Source organism: uncultured Ruegeria sp., assembly GCF_947497005.1.
GTDB lineage: Bacteria > Pseudomonadota > Alphaproteobacteria > Rhodobacterales > Rhodobacteraceae > Ruegeria.
In genome coordinates this window covers 1-17,060 of sequence record NZ_CANMFF010000014.1, presented here as the reverse complement: position 1 = coordinate 17,060, position 17,060 = coordinate 1, and the positions used below count along the sequence as shown (strand labels likewise).

16 protein-coding genes are annotated in these 17,060 nt (G+C 56.0%); 13 read left to right on the top strand and 3 right to left on the bottom strand.

Annotated elements, in window-relative coordinates:
• Positions 1-174 precede the first annotated feature (174 nt).
• The 13 genes from cpaB to pdeM all read left to right on the top strand — a co-directional run bounded on the left by cpaB (position 175) and on the right by pdeM (position 14,776).
• Complete coding sequence (gene cpaB / locus Q0816_RS18155) at positions 175-1,053, top strand: Flp pilus assembly protein CpaB (protein WP_298853257.1); 879 nt, start codon at positions 175-177, stop codon at positions 1,051-1,053.
• A 195-nt stretch (positions 1,054-1,248) separates the two neighbouring features.
• On the top strand, positions 1,249-2,655 hold the full coding sequence (locus Q0816_RS18150) for a type II and III secretion system protein family protein (protein WP_298853255.1): 1,407 nt from the start codon (positions 1,249-1,251) through the stop codon (positions 2,653-2,655).
• A gap of 17 nt (positions 2,656-2,672) precedes the next feature.
• Positions 2,673-3,299 (top strand): OmpA family protein, encoded by a 627-nt coding sequence (locus Q0816_RS18145; RefSeq protein WP_298853253.1) that lies wholly within the window; start codon positions 2,673-2,675, stop codon positions 3,297-3,299.
• A gap of 199 nt (positions 3,300-3,498) precedes the next feature.
• Positions 3,499-4,737 carry an AAA family ATPase gene (locus tag Q0816_RS18140; protein ID WP_298853251.1) on the top strand — a complete coding sequence of 413 codons (1,239 nt, stop codon included), beginning with the start codon at positions 3,499-3,501 and terminating at the stop codon, positions 4,735-4,737.
• A gap of 22 nt (positions 4,738-4,759) precedes the next feature.
• Positions 4,760-6,202, top strand: coding sequence for a CpaF family protein (locus tag Q0816_RS18135; RefSeq protein ID WP_298853249.1), 1,443 nt, complete (start codon positions 4,760-4,762; stop codon positions 6,200-6,202).
• 11 nt (positions 6,203-6,213) lie between these two features.
• Positions 6,214-7,182, top strand: coding sequence for a type II secretion system F family protein (locus Q0816_RS18130; RefSeq protein ID WP_298853246.1), 969 nt, complete (start codon positions 6,214-6,216; stop codon positions 7,180-7,182).
• 10 nt (positions 7,183-7,192) lie between these two features.
• Positions 7,193-8,176, top strand: coding sequence for a type II secretion system F family protein (locus Q0816_RS18125; protein WP_298853243.1), 984 nt, complete (start codon positions 7,193-7,195; stop codon positions 8,174-8,176).
• A gap of 63 nt (positions 8,177-8,239) precedes the next feature.
• On the top strand, positions 8,240-8,767 hold the full coding sequence (locus tag Q0816_RS18120) for a tetratricopeptide repeat protein (protein WP_298853506.1): 528 nt from the start codon (positions 8,240-8,242) through the stop codon (positions 8,765-8,767).
• Between the two features lie 29 nt (positions 8,768-8,796).
• Entirely contained in the window at positions 8,797-9,648 is an 852-nt protein-coding gene (locus Q0816_RS18115; RefSeq protein WP_298853240.1) for a tetratricopeptide repeat protein, read from the top strand.
• 3 nt (positions 9,649-9,651) lie between these two features.
• Positions 9,652-10,197, top strand: a complete 546-nt coding sequence (locus Q0816_RS18110) for a prepilin peptidase (RefSeq protein WP_298853238.1) — start codon at positions 9,652-9,654, stop codon at positions 10,195-10,197.
• A gap of 116 nt (positions 10,198-10,313) precedes the next feature.
• Positions 10,314-11,621, top strand: a complete 1,308-nt coding sequence (locus tag Q0816_RS18105) for an ATPase (RefSeq protein WP_298853235.1) — start codon at positions 10,314-10,316, stop codon at positions 11,619-11,621.
• A gap of 40 nt (positions 11,622-11,661) precedes the next feature.
• Entirely contained in the window at positions 11,662-14,073 is a 2,412-nt protein-coding gene (locus tag Q0816_RS18100; RefSeq protein ID WP_298853232.1) for a ligase-associated DNA damage response DEXH box helicase, read from the top strand.
• Between the two features lie 40 nt (positions 14,074-14,113).
• Positions 14,114-14,776 carry a ligase-associated DNA damage response endonuclease PdeM gene (pdeM, locus tag Q0816_RS18095; RefSeq protein WP_298853230.1) on the top strand — a complete coding sequence of 221 codons (663 nt, stop codon included), beginning with the start codon at positions 14,114-14,116 and terminating at the stop codon, positions 14,774-14,776.
• Positions 14,777-14,778: 2 nt separating this feature from the next.
• Here the strand turns inward: pdeM and Q0816_RS18090 are convergent, their stop codons facing one another.
• The 3 genes from Q0816_RS18090 to Q0816_RS18080 all read right to left on the bottom strand — a co-directional run bounded on the left by Q0816_RS18090 (position 14,779) and on the right by Q0816_RS18080 (position 16,992).
• Positions 14,779-15,372: a LytTR family DNA-binding domain-containing protein gene (locus Q0816_RS18090; RefSeq protein ID WP_298853227.1), complete on the bottom strand. Its 594-nt coding sequence runs from the start codon at positions 15,370-15,372 to the stop codon at positions 14,779-14,781.
• Between the two features lie 370 nt (positions 15,373-15,742).
• Positions 15,743-16,633 (bottom strand): bifunctional methylenetetrahydrofolate dehydrogenase/methenyltetrahydrofolate cyclohydrolase FolD, encoded by an 891-nt coding sequence (folD, locus tag Q0816_RS18085; protein WP_298853225.1) that lies wholly within the window; start codon positions 16,631-16,633, stop codon positions 15,743-15,745.
• 53 nt (positions 16,634-16,686) lie between these two features.
• Positions 16,687-16,992: a chorismate mutase gene (locus Q0816_RS18080; RefSeq protein ID WP_298853223.1), complete on the bottom strand. Its 306-nt coding sequence runs from the start codon at positions 16,990-16,992 to the stop codon at positions 16,687-16,689.
• Positions 16,993-17,060: the final 68 nt, after the last annotated feature.

The window sequence follows — 17,060 nt, the reverse complement described above, 5'->3', positions numbered from 1 at the left end:
CCGCAGTGAAAGACGGCATTAGCTGTACAGAATTGTGCGGACAGCGACGCAGAATCTGACAATCAGGCATATTTGTCCCACATTTCGACACAATTTGCAGTTAACAAATACGCTGTTTCAATGTGGTTCCTTGGCCGCTAAATAATCGACCAAACAAAATAATGAGGTACACGCATGCGAGCAGTATTCGGACTTGTCCTGATTGTCGGCGTTGCTCTGGCTGGGGGCGCCGTTTACATGGCGCGCAATTATATTGCGGCTTACCAGAACGAGCTGGCCCAACAAAGGCTCGCGGCAGAAGAAGCACTGGCCAATGCCAAAGTTGACGTTGTTCCGACTGTCTCTGTTTATGTCTCTACCCGCACGCTGAAATACGGCGAGCGGTTGACCGAAGAAGATATCCGCGCTGTCGATTGGCCCGAAAACGCCATTCCAGAGGGTACATTCTCTGATCTTGCGGCCCTGTTCCCGGAAAGCGGTGCGAATGAACGTTTCGTTCTAAGAACCATGGAAAAAGACGAAGCGATCATGCAGGTCAAGATCACCAACCCCGGTGAAAAAGCTGGCCTGACGTCACGCCTGGAAAAAGGTATGCGCGCATTTGCGATCAGCGTTGACGTGGCCTCGGGCGTTTCTGGCTTTTTGCGACCCGGTGACAATGTCGACATCTACTGGACCGGCTCCAGCGGAACCATTGAAGGCAACAGCGGCGGCATTACTCGTCTGATCGAAACCAATGTACAACTTATCGCTGTCGACCAGACCGCAGGATCGGATGTCACCAACACGACAATTGCGCGGACTGTCACCGTCGCAGCAACACCTGAACAGGTCGCTGCATTGGCTCAGGCGCAAAACACCGGGCGCCTTTCCTTGGCTCTGGTCGGGGTGCAGGATGAAACCGTTGCGTCCACGATCGAAGTGGACCAGCGCAAGCTATTGGGAATCCAGGACGCAGCCCCGGAACCCGAGGCAGAAATCGAAAAAGTCTGCACAACACGTATTCGCCGCGGGGGCGAGATCGTTAACGTACCAATCCCCTGCACAAATTGACGCCAATTCAGAACGTTACAAGGTCAGAGCCGCGCCATTGGTGCGGCTCATTTTTTTGTGATTGTTGCCAATTCCCCACATAAGGAAACTTCCGGAAACCATTGATTATTGCAATAAATTCGGATTTCGCGCAGTCTCTTTTCCTATAGGGCATAAGACCCGAAAAAATGAGGCGTGATCGGAGAGGCAGGTCACATGACAATACGTTCCTGGATCAGCGCGACCCTGCTGGGGTTGTCGCTTGTTATGGGCCCCGTCGGCGATGCCGCCTGGGCTGAATCTTTACGCGTGGTGAAAAAAGGGACAGTGGAAACACTCGACGTCCCGATGAACCGCGCGATTGTCGTAGAAAGCGAAGAACCCTTTGCAGAGCTCAGCATTGCCAACGCGGGCATTGCAGATATCTCTTCTTTGTCGGATCGCACAATCTATGTTTTGGGTAAGGCTCCGGGTCTGACCACACTGACGTTGTTTGATGGCGCAGGCAACCTGTTGGCCAACGTACGCGTCCGTGTCGCGCCAGACGTTACAGAATTCAAGGAACGTCTGCGCCAGATCCTGCCCAACGAACCCATCGAGGTTCGCACAGCCAATGATGGCATCGTTTTGTCCGGCACTGTGTCCAGCTCAGCCAAATTGGCCCGGGCCCTGGAACTGGCTGAGCGATACGCGCCCGAGCGTGTCTCAAATCTGATGTCTGTTGGCGGTGTCCAGCAGGTCATGCTGAAAGTACGCTTCGCCGAAATGAATCGCTCAGTCGCCAAAAGCCTTACAGCGTCGCTTGGCTTCGGCGGTGGTGATGTGACCGGCGGCTTCAACACGCTCAACAACCAGTTCTCACTGGACAACGCTCTGTCGAACAACATCCCGGTCGTTCAGTCCAATACCGGCGCGATCCTTTTTGGGTTTGGCGCGGGTTCGACGCAGGTTCGCCTGTTGCTGGAGGCTCTCGAGACCAAGGGGCTGGCACGCAGTCTGGCTGAACCGAATCTGTCCGCCCTGTCGGGCCAGGAAGCATCGTTCCTTGCCGGTGGCGAAGTTCCGATCCCGGTACCACAGGATGATGGCGTTGTGGCCATCGAATACAAAGCCTTCGGTGTCGAGATGGACTTCATTCCACGCGTGGTTGATGGCGACCTGATTAACCTTGAAATGGCTACAGCGGTTTCAAGCATCGACAACAGCTCGGATTTCACCATTAACGGCGATTCGGTTCCAAGTTTCATCACGCGCCGGGCGAACACCACGATCGAACTGCGTGATGGCGAAAGCTTTGCCATTGCCGGCCTGATCCAAGATGATTTCGCGGATCTGAGCAACCAGGTCCCGTGGCTAGGCGATGTGCCGATTCTAGGTGCATTGTTCCGTAGCTCCAACTACCAGCGCGAGCAAAGCGAACTCGTCGTTATCGTCACTGCGCATCTAGTAACACCGACACGGGGTGAAGCACTTACCCTGCCAACCGATCGGGTCAAACCGCCCAGCGAATTTGACCTGTTCATAAATGGCCGGGTGGCGCGCACAGAACGCACCGGAGCCGGAGGCGCGTCAGAGGTTGCCAAGCAGGATTTCGGCAGCTCCTACGGCTACGTCCTAGATTGATCAGGAGGATCGGACCAATGCAGAAGTGGATTATCACACTGGGTCTTACGGTCGCTGTCGCTGCATGTACGCGCGAGGCCGGGTACGAGATCGATACAGGTACCTTTGGAAACGCGACATTAAACAATGTCCAGGTTCAAAGCGGTGAACTGACCTATGCGCAGATTCTCAGCCGCAGATTTGCTGCGGATGTACCCAGCCAGGTGAACTTTGCGTTCAACAGCTCGCAACTGGACGCATCGGCGCAGCGTATTCTGTTGCAACAGGCTGACTGGATCAAACAGTTCCCCGAGGCCCGATTCCGCGTTTACGGACATACGGATGCCGTTGGATCGACCAGCTACAACAAAAGCCTCGGGCTTCGCCGGGCCCAGGCTGTCGTCACATTTCTGGGGCAACAAGGGATCTCACGCTCACGTCTTGAAGCGGTGGTTTCATTCGGCAAGACACAACCCCTGGTCGCAACTCAGAATCGGGATCGCCGGAACCGCAGAACGGTAACCGAGGTTTCGGGTTTTGTTGATAGAAATCAACAGCTTCTGGACGGTAAATACGCAGACGTCATCTACCGCGAATACGTAGAGAGCGCGACATACACGACGACAATCCAGGAAGTCACAGCTGAAGACGGCGCTGGTGGATAATTCAATCGAAATGGGCGGCATCGTCGCCCATTTCCCTACAATTGGTTCTTTTGCGCCCAATTCTTGCCCAACTTCAAAGCAACATTGTGAACAATAGGGTGACCTGCGGCCAAATTTGACCGTATTGGGGCGACAGCACATCAATCTGGCGGAATTCGTTCATATGACATGCTGAGCCCTCACGACGAGGAAAATGTTTATGACCAGCGCAACGCCGCAAGACGATAATACTGCAATCTTAGCCTGCACAATCAGTCGGGATGTCCAGAATTTCGATCTTTTGATCGAAGACATGGAAACCATCCTGGGTGAACGGTGGGGCGATTTGGGTTTTGCAGAAGCGTTGGCATTTTTCAGCCAACCCGAAGCAGAGACACTGGAATTCGTAGCGCTGGCCATCGATGGAGAGGACGAAGACAACCTATCTTTGATGGGTGAGATCATCGCCCAGGCCAAAGAAAAAAAGATAAAAATTGTCCTGATTGCCGAGGACGTCACTCCGGCTTCGCTGCATCAATTGCTGCGCAAGGGCGCGGATGAGTTTGTGCCCTACCCTCTTCCTGAAGGTGAATTGCAGGAAGCTATAGAGCGCATGAAGCAACCGGACCCAGTTGCCGTGGCGCAGGCAGCGGCTGTTCCTCTGGCGAGCGGCGAATCAAAGGAAGGCGCGTTGTTCGTAGTCCAGGGTTTGGCTGGCGGTGTCGGATCAACAACTCTGGCCGTGAATTTGGCCTGGGAGCTTGCCAGTGTCTCTGACAAAGAAGCGCCCTCAGTCTGTCTGATCGACTTGGATCTTCAATACGGTACCGTTTCAACCTACCTTGATCTGCCACGGCGGGAAACAGTGTTTGAGATGCTGTCGGACACGGACGCAATGGATAACGAGGTATTCTCGCAAGCCCTTCAAACATATGAAGAAAAACTTCAGGTCCTGACCGCGCCTTCCGACATGGTACCGCTGGATCTGATTACACCGGAAGATATCCAACGCGTGATTGATATGGCGCGTGCGCATTTCGATTACGTCATCGTCGACATGCCAAAGACGCTGGTCCTGTGGTCTGAAACAGTTTTGCAGGCCGCACACGTGTATTTCGCCATGATCGAGCTGGATATGCGATCCGCCCAGAATGCGCTGCGCCTGAAGCGCGCATTGCAGGCCGAGGAGCTGCCGTTCAACAAGTTGCGTTTTGCGTTGAACCGCGCGCCCAAGTTTACCGATCTTAACGGGAAAAGCCGTGTGAAACGGATGGGGGAAAGTCTTGGAATTTCTATAGATCTGCAGTTGCCCGAAGGCGGCAAGCCGGTCATGCAAGCCGGAGATCACGGTTTACCCCTGGCAAATGCCGCCGCCAAGAATCCATTGCGCCGGGAAATCGCGAAGCTGGCAAAGTCGCTTCACAGCCTCGGCAGCAACAGCGCCGACGAAGCTGCGTAACATCATCCCGAGGGGGTAAGCCGTGTTTTCAAGATACAAGAAGCAACCTGCAGCGCAGCCGGTCAAAGCACAGGCGCAACCAACCGAAGCGGCAACGCCCGCTGCGCAGGATGCACCCACGGCGACCGCTGTGGCGCGCAAACCCATAAAAAAGAAGTCGGGCGAGGTTGCAAGTTCGGACCGGGACCGCAAGCGCAAAGAGCGGCTGGGCGAAATCAAGATCGAACTGCATCGCGAATTGTTGGAGAACCTGAACCTGGCGGCATTGGAAAATGCAGGCGAATCGGAGTTGCGCAGCGAAATCAGTGCAATCGCCGGCGAAGTTCTGGAAACCAAGAATATCGTTCTGAACCGCGAAGACCGGACGCAGCTGAACAAAGAGCTATATGACGAGGTGACGGGTCTGGGCCCACTTGAAGCCTTGCTGCAAGACGACACGGTCAACGATATTCTGGTGAACGGTCCGCAACAGATTTTTGTGGAACGTTCCGGTAAGCTGGAAATCAGCGACATTACCTTCAAGGATGAGAAGCACCTTATGCGAATCATCGACAAGATCGTATCCGCCGTGGGTCGTCGTGTTGATGAATCAAACCCTTATGTTGATGCTCGTCTGGCCGACGGGTCGCGTTTCAACGCCATGGTGCCACCGATTGCGGTCGACGGTTCTCTGGTGTCGATTCGTAAGTTCAAAAAAGACAAGCTGGCCATCGACGATCTGGTCAATTTCGGGGCGTTCACTGAAGAAATGGCCGCCTATCTGCAGGCTGCTGTATCAACCCGTCTGAACATCATTGTTTCAGGCGGTACCGGTTCTGGTAAAACGACGACGCTCAACGCTCTGTCCAGTTTTATTGACGATGCCGAACGCATCCTGACCATCGAGGATACGGCAGAACTGCAACTGCAACAGACCCATGTGGGTCGCATGGAAAGCCGCCCGCCCAACGTGGAGGGCAAAGGCGAGGTCAGCCCCCGCGACTGTTTGAAAAACGCCCTGCGTATGCGTCCTGATCGCATCATCGTGGGCGAGACTCGTGGCTCTGAGGTGATCGACATGCTCCAGGCCATGAACACCGGCCACGACGGATCGATGACCACGATCCACGCCAACTCGGCCCGGGATGGCATTTCGCGTCTGGAAAACATGATCGCAATGGCCGGAATCGAAATGCCTATCAAGGCGGTTCGCAGTCAGATCGCAAGCGCTGTAAACCTGATCGTACAGGCCAGCCGCCTGCAGGACGGTTCACGCCGGATGACGTCGATCACCGAGATCACCGGGATGGAAGGCGATGTAATTTCGATGCAAGAAATATTTCGTTTTCAACGTGTTGGCCTGACACCCGATAACAAGATCATCGGTCACTTCACCGCTACCGGCGTGCGCAGCCACTATTCGGAACGTTTCCGTCTGTGGGGCTTTGATCTGCCAGCGTCCATCTACGACCCAACCACAATGTAGGAGAACCAGGTATGCAATTGCCTATGGAGGCGATCATCTACGTCGCCATCTTTGTGGGGGTCCTTGCCCTGGTCGAGGGCATCTATCTTGTCGCGTTCGGCAAGTCCATCAGCCTGAACAGCCGGGTCAACCGGCGTCTGGATATGCTGGAAAAAGGTGCTGGGCGCGAACAGGTGCTGGAACAGCTGCGCAAAGAGATGCAGCAGCATATGAAATCGCAGAGCATTCCTTTGTATTCGCTGCTGGCGGACAAGGCGCAAAAAGCTGCGATCGCATTCTCTCCGCGCCAGTTGATCATGATCATGGGTCTGGTGTCCGCCATGGCCTTTGTCGGCCTGAGCATCGGCACCGCCACGGACACGGTTCTGCGCATCGTCATTTCAATCGCTATCGGCATCGGCGGCGTTTACGCGTGGGTCAATCACAAAGCCAAGAAACGCATGGGGATGATCGAGGAACAATTGCCCGATGCGGTTGAACTGATGGTGCGTTCCTTGCGCGTCGGCAACCCGTTTGTCTCGACAATTCAGGTGGTTTCAAACGAGGTTCAGGATCCGTTGGGCACCGAGTTTGGTGTAATTGCTGATGAATGTGCCTATGGCCGCGATGTAGGCGAGGCGCTGAAAGACATGGCCGAACGTCTGGACATGCAGGATATGCGGTTCCTGGCCGTGGCCGTGGGTATTCAACAGCAATCAGGTGGTAACCTGGCTGAAATTCTGGCCGGGCTGGCACAGGTGATCCGCGCTCGTTTCCGTCTGTTTCGCCGCGTCAAGGCCATCACGGCAGAGGCGCAGTGGTCTGGCAAATTCCTGTCCGGGTTTCCGATTGCCTGTCTGGTTTTTATCCTGGTCAAGGATCCGGGCTATTATGACGAGGTTCTGGATCACGCCTGGTTCATCCCCGCGTGTTTTGTTGTCGCCATCATGCTGACACTGAACCTGATCGTCATGAAGATCATCACCAACATCAAGGTCTGAGGGCAGCACCATGGAATTTCTGACCGGCATCAATGACCTGTTGACCCAGCATCTTGGCGAGTTCGGCCCCCTGATCGTGGTCGGAGTCCTTGGCCTGATTATGGTTCTGGTCGCCGTCTCGCTGATGTTGAATCAGCCGGAAGACCCCTTGAAGAGACTGCAAAAATCGAATGCGGCGCCCCAGAAACAAAAAAAGGGGAAGAAAGAGCAGCTTCGAAACAGCGGCCGAAACGAACAGCTTGAGAAATTCGCGACTTTTCTGGAACCGAAGAATGAAGAAGAATACTCGGCCGTCGAACTAAAACTGCGCCAGGCGGGCTACAGATCAAAGGATTCGGTTCGCTTCTTTCACTTTGCGCAGTTTTCACTGGGTATCATTGGTATCGTGATTGGAGTTCTTTTGATCACGGTTTTTTCCGGCGGTCAGGAATTTACCGGGCAGCAGATGATCATCCGGGTATTTGTTCCGGCGGCGATTGGCTATTTCGCGCCAAAATACTGGATAACGCGTCGGGTTGAAGAACGGAAAGAAGCGATTACTGCAGGGTTTCCCGACACACTTGACCTGATGCTTGTCTGCGTTGAAGCTGGGCAATCGCTGGATCAGGCCATCGTGCGCGTAGCCAGCGAGATGAGCTCGTCCTACCCTGATATCGCTCAGGAGTTCGAAATCGTCGCCTACGAAATGAAAGCCGGTAAGGACAAAGATACAGTCCTGCGCGATTTCGGCGTACGGTGCGGCGTGCAGGACGTGAATTCTTTTGTCACTGTGATGATCCAATCGGCGACATTTGGTACATCAATTGCCGAAGCGTTGCGGGTTTATGCCGGTGAAATGCGTGACAAACGTGTGATGCGCGCCGAAGAGGCAGCGAACAAGTTGCCTACCAAGATGACTCTTGTCACAATGATGCTGACAGTGCCGCCATTGCTGATCATTCTGATTGGCCCGTCGGCAAACGTCATTTCGAGTTTCGGGCGTGCGGGCGGATAAAACCCTATGAAAACTGAAGTCAGGTGCTTCCCTTCCGGGTTTCGCCGAGTATTCCGGGCCACCATGGTTTTCGCCATGGTGGCTTCTTGCACAGAAGGCCAGTCGCCGAAGGGTCTGGATGCACCGGGAATTGACGCAAAAGCTCAGGCTGAAGACAGTATAACGGTCGGAAACAGGTTAATGGCCGCCGGCGAATACGAACTGGCGCTTGAAACATTTACCCGGGCCGCACTTGAGCAGGGTATGACAACCCAAGTTCTGACCTCTCTGGGCACCGCGAATGTCGGGTTACGGCGTTTGGGGCAGGCTGAAAAACTGTTGCGCCGTGCCGTCGAAGATGACCCGGATTGGCCCGTGGCCTGGAACAACCTCGGTGTCTTGCTGATGGAAAAACAGGAATACCCAGAAGCTGCACAAGTGTTTCAACGGGCCTATGCACTGGATAATGGCGAAAGTGACGCAATCCGGGACAATCTGCGCTTAGCACTCGCAAAAATGGAAAATCCTGTTAATAATACCCCTCAAGAACAACAAGAATATACACTGGAGCAGCTTGGCGACGGGCAATTCACGCTACGCAAGATTCAGTAATTGAGACGAGAGCAGTAAAGGACGCAAAAATGCGCCAGCAATTCTTGATTCCGACTGTCATTATCAGTGGTCTGTTCCTTTCGGCCTGTGCAAAGGAATCCGAAGAGGAAAAGGTTGAACGCACATTTCAGGAAGTGAACGTTATTGACGAAACCAACCTGAACGATGTGCTTCTGAACGCCGCTGACCCAAACGAGGCGGTAACCTACTTCCACGGTGCGGCATTAAAGAACCCGGACCGGATCGATCTTCAGCGCGGATTGGCAATTTCTTTGGGCCGTGCCAAGCGCACGACCGAAGCCGCCGCCTCGTGGAAGCGCGTGACAACGATGAAGGGCACGAACGCCGCAGACAAGGTCGAATACGCGGATGCGCTGGTCCGGAACGGTGACTGGTCGCAGGCAAAGGCGGTTCTGGATTCGGTTCCCCCTACGTTTGAAACTTTCAAACGTTATCGCCTTGAAGCGGTGGTTGCAGATTCCCGGAAAGAGTGGAAACGGGCAGATCATTTCTATGAAACCGCTGTCGGGCTGACGACACGTCCGGGCAGTGTGATGAACAACTGGGGTTACTCTAAACTGACCCGCGGTCAGTATGCCGAAGCCGAGCGGCTTTTCTCTGATGCGATCCGTCAGGACAACTCGCTGTTTACCGCCAAGAACAACCTGGTGTTGGCCCGATCGGCGCAGGGGAACTATAACCTACCTGTCGTATCCATGACACAGATCGAACGGGCGCGCCTGCTGAACACGATGGGTATTTCGGCGGTAAAACAGGGTGACATTACAACTGCCAAAAATCTGTTCCGCGAAGCCATCTCCACCCACCCGCAGCATTTCGACGAGGCGGTACGTTCGCTTCGGGCGCTTGAAGGGGCCTGACGCATGCAAATACCAGCGGTGGCAGCGGCCTGGTTCCTGCCGTTTGTGCTGCCCATCTGCTTTTACGTGGCATTCACGGACATGCGTGAGATGCGGATCAAGAACCATGCAGTTGTGGCGCTGACCGTGGTTTTCGTCGTGATCGGTCTGATCGCCATCCCGCCGTGGTCCACCGGAAGCGTCAGCGGCAACCTGGGGCCGTTCAATGTATCAATGCCGATCTATTTCTGGCAGTTGCTGCATATCATTGTAGTCTTGGTTATCGGTATCATCCTGAACGCTGCAGGCGCCATGGGTGCAGGCGATGCCAAATTTCTGGCGGCGGCAGCGGCATTTGTCTGGCTTGGTGATCTCAAACTTGTGTTGCTTATTCTGACCGCATGTATTCTGGCGGCCGTGGTCACCCACCGATTGGCAAAAATCACAAAGCTGCGCACCATCGCGCCGCATTGGGAAAGCTGGGATCGGGGCAAACAATTTCCGATGGGTTTTGCGTTGGGCGGATCGCTGGCCATGTACCTGATTTTGGGCACTGTTCTCGGATCGTAAACTATCATCAGCGCGCCTTGTCGCTGCCTTTGTCCCGCCACAAAGCTGGTTCATTTTTCTCCAAGACGCCCATTTTTGGGTTTTTGGCGTGACATTTTGATGGACGAGCACCGCGCATGAATATGCAGACTTCCTCTGTTATGGCTCCCCCTACCCCAAAGGGTCTGGGTGAAATGAAGCTTCCGCTGGTAATGATGCGGGATATTCTGCTGAAGACGATTTTCCGCAAGAACGTCAGCACCGTATCAGAAGTGGCCGAAGCCATCTGTCTTCCCGGATCGGTCACTCAGGAATTGGTTGATATCGCGCGCGATCAGAAATTGCTTGAGGCAACCGGGACACTGAACGCCAACAGCGGCAACGAGATGGGGTACCAGCTGACCGATGCGGGCAAGGCCCGCGCGCTGGATGCGCTTAGCCAGTCGGAATACTTCGGAGCAATGCCCGTACCGCTGGATGTTTATCGCGAGCAGGTCAAACGCCAGTCAATTCGAAATATTCAGGTGACGCGGGACCAACTGGTCGGCGCAATGGGTCATCTGGTTCTGCCCAACAGTCTGCTGGACCATTTGGGCCCCGCAGTCAGCGCCGGTCGGTCGATCCTGATGTACGGCCCTCCGGGCAACGGTAAATCTTCGATCTCGAACGGTGTCCGTGATGCGCTGGGGGATAACGTCTACGTACCTTACGCCATCGAATATGCGGGTCAGGTGATCACGGTCTATGACCCGATCGTACACACCGCGATTGAGCAAGAGGCCGACGACCCCAACAGCCTGCGTCGTCGCAAACGGTTCGATTCGCGTTATGTGCAATGCGAACGGCCCACTGTTGTGACCGGGGGTGAACTGTCGCTCAGCATGTTGGATCTGGTCTACAATCCAACCGCGCGAACCTATCAGGCGCCGCTACAGCTGAAGTCCACCGGCGGCATCTTCATCGTGGACGACCTTGGCCGTCAGGCCGAACCGCCACAGGCGCTGGTCAACCGCTGGATTGTTCCACTGGAAGAAAACAAGGACATCCTTGGCCTGCAATCAGGCGAAAAATTCGAAGTGCCCTTTGACACACTGGTCATCTTCTCGACAAACTTCCACCCGAACGAGATCTTCGACCAAGCCGCCTTGCGCCGGATTTTCTTCAAGATCAAGATCGACGGTCCAAACCAGGAGAACTTCCTGAAAATCTTCGCCATGGTGGCCCGTAAACGCGGAATACCATTGGACGAGGCGGCATTGGTGCACCTGCTGAAGGTCAAATACCCGACTATCGACAACATCTATGCCAACTATCAGCCGATCTTCCTGATCGACCAGATGATCGCGATCTGCGAGTTCGAGGGCATCCCCTATCAGATGAGCCCGGACCTGATCGACCGCGCCTGGGCCAACATGTTCGTAAAAGACGAGAAAATCGTCAAATAACGCCGTGCCAATCCCTCCTCTGGGCGGGTAATCTGTGTCCATGACGCAGATTCCCGCTCGGATTGGTACGTGGTTCTCGACCAAAGGCTGGTCCATTCACCCGCATCAGCAAGAGATGTTCGACCGTGCGCAAGACCCTGCCACCGTGCTAATCGCCCCTACTGGTGGGGGCAAGACCATGGCCGGGTTTCTGCCTTCACTGTCCGAGCTGGCTGACGGTGGCCATAGCGGGCTGCACACACTCTATGTCTCACCACTCAAGGCATTGGCGGCAGATATCAAACGCAATCTGCGCACACCGGTGGACGAGATCGGCCTGCCCATCCGGATCGAAGATCGCACTGGTGACACCTCAGCCACGCAGAAGAAACGCCAAAGGGTCGACCCGCCCCATATCCTGCTGACCACACCGGAAAGCCTGGCGCTGCTCACCTCATACGAGGATGCTCCACGGATGTTCGATGGGGTTCAGCGGATCATCGTTGATGAAATTCATGCTCTGGCCGAAAGCAAGCGCGGGGATCAGTTGATGTTGGCTTTGGCGCGTCTGCAGCGCCTCAACCCGGAGCTACGCCGCGTTGGCTTGTCGGCCACGGTCGAAGACCCCGCGGCGATTGCCCGCTTTCTGGCCCGGCACCCGGATCCCTGCCAGATCGTGCAGGCCGACCCAGGCCCTGACCCGGATATCCAAATGCTGGAAACCACCGAAATGCCGCCCTGGTCTGGCGGTGGCGCTGCCTATGCGATCCCGGCGGTGCTGGAACAAATCCGGCAGCACAAGACCACGCTGATCTTCCATAACACGCGCGCTCAGGCGGAAATCTTCTTTCACAACCTGTGGCTGGCCAATGAAGACGGCCTGCCCATTGGCATCCACCATGGCAGCCTTGACCGGCAACAACGCGAGCGGGTCGAGGCGGCAATGGTCCGCGGTGATTTGCGCGCCATCGTGTGCACCGGCTCGCTGGACCTGGGCATTGACTGGGGCGACGTGGATCTGGTGATCCAGATCGGCGCACCCAAGAACGTCAAACGGCTGGTGCAACGGATCGGGCGGGCCAACCACCGCTATAACGCGCCTTCCAAGGCGCTGCTGGTGCCTGCCAACCGGTTCGAGGTGGTCGAATGCGTCGCCGCACTGGAGGCCGCCAAGGCCCATGATCTTGACGGAGAACCTCGCGGCCCCGGCCCCCGCGATGTCTTGTGCCAGCACATCCTGATCGCCGCCTGCGCCGGGCCATTTGACGCCGATGACCTGTATACCGAGATGACATCCGCCGGGCCTTATGCGCGGCTGGCCCGGCCCGAATTCGACGCCTGCCTGGATTTCTGCGCCACCGGCGGCTACGCCTTGCGGGCCTATGATCGCTGGCAACGGTTGCAACAGCGCGCTGACGGAAAATGGCAGCTGCGCGATCCGCGCGTAGCGGCGCGCATTCGCATGAATCTGGGCACGATTCAGGACACCGACACCCTGAAAGTGCGCCTAAGACGCAGTCGTGGCGGTAAACCGTTGGGAGAGGTTGAGGAAGCCTTTGCTACTTCACTGACACCAGGCGATACCTTCCTGATCGGCGGGCAGATCGTGCGGTATGAGGGCCTGCGTGAAATGGTGGTCGAGGTCAGCCGTCGCGCAGATCGCAAGCCCAAGATCGCCACTTTCTCGGGTACAAAATTTGCGACCTCCACTCAGTTGAGCGACCGCATCCTGCGCATGTTTGCCCAAACTGACTGGCCGCAACTGCCCTCTCATACCGCTGATTGGTTGGCCTTGCAGCGCCAGATGTCTCGACTGCCTCAACGCGACCGCTTGCTGATCGAGAGCTTTCCAGCCGACGGGCGGGAACACCTGTGCGTCTACGGGTTCGCCGGCCGCAACGCGCAACAAACACTGGGCCTGCTGCTGACCAAACGGATGGAGGAAACCGGGTTGGCCCCCTTGGGTTTTGTTGCCACAGACTATGCCACGCTGATTTGGGGTCTGGATGCAGTCATCGACCCCACCCCGCTGTTTCAGCCTGACGCGCTGCGCGACGGGCTGGATACTTGGTTGGCAGGTAACGCCGTTATGAAGCGCACCTTTCGCGCATCGGCCACTATTGCCGGTCTGATTGAGCGCAATTTGGGCGGGCAACGCAAAAGCGGTCGGCAGGCTACGTTTTCCTCGGACATTTTGTATGACACTCTGCTGAAATACGATCCTGATCACCTGCTGATGCAGATCACCCACGAAGAAGCCATGCGAGGGCTGGTCGATTTTGGCCGGATCGAGGCGATGCTGGCCCGGATCGGCAACCGGGTCGACCTGTTGCGGCTGGACCGCGTTTCCCCACTGTCCGCGCCGCTGTTTCTTGAGGTTGGAAAGGTGCCGGTCAAGGGGGCTGCCGAAGAAAGGCTGTTGGCGGAAGAGAGCGCGCGTCTGCTGGACACTGCAGGGCTGAACCGACTTTGATTCTCTTGCACAAAACGCAGAATCACGCCAAGAACGTATCATGAACGTGTGTGAGTTTTCCTTTGCAGGCCAGCGGTTCGGTGCTTTGCCGTCTGGCGCTCTGTGGTGGCCGGAGCGGCAACTGCTCTGTGTCTCGGACCTGCATCTGGGAAAATCCGAACGCGTGGCCCGGCGCGGTGGGGCTACGCTTCCTCCGTATGACAGTCACGAAACGCTGGACCGGCTGGCAGGCGATCTGGAGCACACCAAAGCCGAAACCGTCGTTTGTTTGGGCGACAGTTTCGACGATCTTGAGGCCGCCAGAACCTTACCTGTAACCGAAGGCCTGAGGATCGCAACATTACAGGCCGGGCGTCAGTGGATCTGGATCGAAGGGAATCACGATCCGGGTCCCATTGAACTGGGTGGGGCACATCTGTTCGAATGGCCTTGCGACCCAATTGTCTTCCGCCATATCGCGCAGGGTGACATGCGGGGTGAAATCTCGGGTCACTACCACCCCAAAGCGCAGATACGGCTAAAAGGGAGGAGCATAACGCGACCAGCTTTTTTGCTGGACAGTGATAGGCTGATCCTGCCCGCCTACGGCACCTTCACAGGGGGATTGCGCTGCACGGACCAGGCACTGGCTGACCTCATGGGCGCGGACGCAATGGCCATTCTGACCGGACCGCGACCGCATATGATCCCGATGCCGCGCTAAGATCAGATCAACCCGTCTTTTTCCAGCATGGGTTTGTATTTGCGACTGACCGGAACACGGTCGCCGTTCACCAGACGCAGAAATGTCTTGCCGCCTGTCTTTTCCACGTCAACGATAGATGCGTCCACCACCCAATGCGAACGGTGCGAACAGTGACCGGAGACAGGCTCCATCTCGGCAATTGCATCGGTAAAGCGCGAGCGAACTGTGAACGTACCGTCAGAGGTGACAACATCCACGTTGTGATCTCTGACCGTGAGGCGATGGATTTGGCCGTCGAAACCGGGTGGCAAACGCTTGAAAAGACGTGGCATCTTGACTTCTGGCACAGGGTCTGCCGACACGTTCATATCACTTCGCTGCACCAGAACCAAACCTGTGGCGAACAGAACCCCGTATATCGCTACTGTCTGGGCACCCGGCACCATTTGACCACCAAAGGTGAACAAAACCCAGGCCAACATCCAGAGGGACGGTGTAAACAAAACAAGGATCAAACCGGCAAATGCCAGATCACGGGCAGGAACATTCAACAATACGGGATTTTTCTGCATCAGCTTGCGTGCCAACCCGGTGACAGACAGTGCAAGGACCATCACACCGGTCCAAAACAATAGACGCAAACCAAATGTCAGATCCGCGACCAGAAACGGTGGAAATGCGTAAGCAAGCAACGGAAGAAAGACCAAGCCAGCCGTAACTCGCTGTGGGGTACATGCTTTTCGTATAGTACTAAATTTAAACGTCATACCGCTTTTGTGCATGATTTAACAAAGCTCGACCTGAGCGTGACTGGCGCCGAAGCACCTTTACCTGTAACCAACTGGGAATACAGGGATATCACGATTCATCAAGCTGTCAAACCAATTTGGGGTATATTGACCAAGACACCCGAAGATTGTCTGGCGCAGTTTTCCTCAATCAGAGAGGGAGGCGGGCCGAGTGGAACGGCCCGACCGGTTTATCTTAAGCCGTCAAGCCTTCTGGTTCGGGCAGGCCATTGGACCGGCAGCAGGCAGTCAGCGTGTTGGCCAGCAAGCAGGCGATGGTCATCGGCCCGACGCCCCCCGGTACCGGCGTGATCGCACCGGCGCGTTCGGCCGCGCTGGCATAGTCCACGTCACCAACCAGCTTGTTCTTACCGTCGCGTTCGATGCGGTTGATACCCACATCGATCACGGTGGCGCCTTCCTTGATCCAGTCACCAGGCACCATCTCAGGACGGCCCACAGCGGCGACTACGATGTCGGCGCGGCGAACGACGTCAGGCAGGTCTTTCGTGCGCGAATGCGCGATGGTTACGGTGCAGCTGTCGCCCAACAGCAGTTGTGCCATCGGCTTGCCCACGATGTTCGAACGACCGATCACCACAGCGTCCAATCCAGACAGCGAACCATGATGATCACGCAGCATCATCAGGCAGCCCAGCGGAGTGCAGGGCACCATCGATTTCTGCCCGGTGCCCAACAGGCCGACATTCGAGATGTGGAAACCATCAACATCCTTGGCCGGGTCAATCGAGTTGATCACCAGGTCTTCGTTCAGGTGCTTGGGCAACGGCAGTTGAACCAGAATGCCATGAACAGCCGGATCGTTGTTCAGCTTGTCGATCAACGCCAGCAGATCTTCTTCCGAGGTCTCCACGTCCAGCTTGTGCTCGTACGAGTTCATGCCGACCTCGACAGTCATCTTGCCCTTCGAGCGGACATAGACCTGGCTGGCAGGATCTTCACCCACCAGAACCACGGCCAGTCCTGGGGTGATGCCGTTTTCTTCTTTCAGCTTTGCGACCTGATCGGCCACTTGCCCGCGCACTTTTGCGGCAAAGGCCTTACCGTCGATAACCTGAGCTACCATTCTTCGATCCCTTCTTTCAAAAAACAAATCGGGCGCACAAAGCGCCCGGTCAGTCAGTCGATGCCAATTACGCGCTCTTCGCGTGCAATCGACCAGTCAATCAAGATGCGCCACAGCTTTTCCGCCAGATCCGGGTCCATCCCCAGCGCGTCCGAACTTGCGCGCACACGTTGCACCACCTCTTCGACGCGGGCCGGTATTCGGGCCGGAAGGCCCTCACCCGGCTTAAGCTGGGACGCGCGGTCGATATAGCTGGCGCGTGTCACCAGCATCTCGATCAGTTGGCGATCCAGCTTGTCGATCTCAACCCGCAGGTTCTGCATCGTATTACAGTCCTGGGGCGGTGTCAGAGTGGGCATCGTCATCTCCTCATGGCCCGGGAATATATCCCCGGACCACGAGATGGTTCAAAAAGCGGCTTAGAACA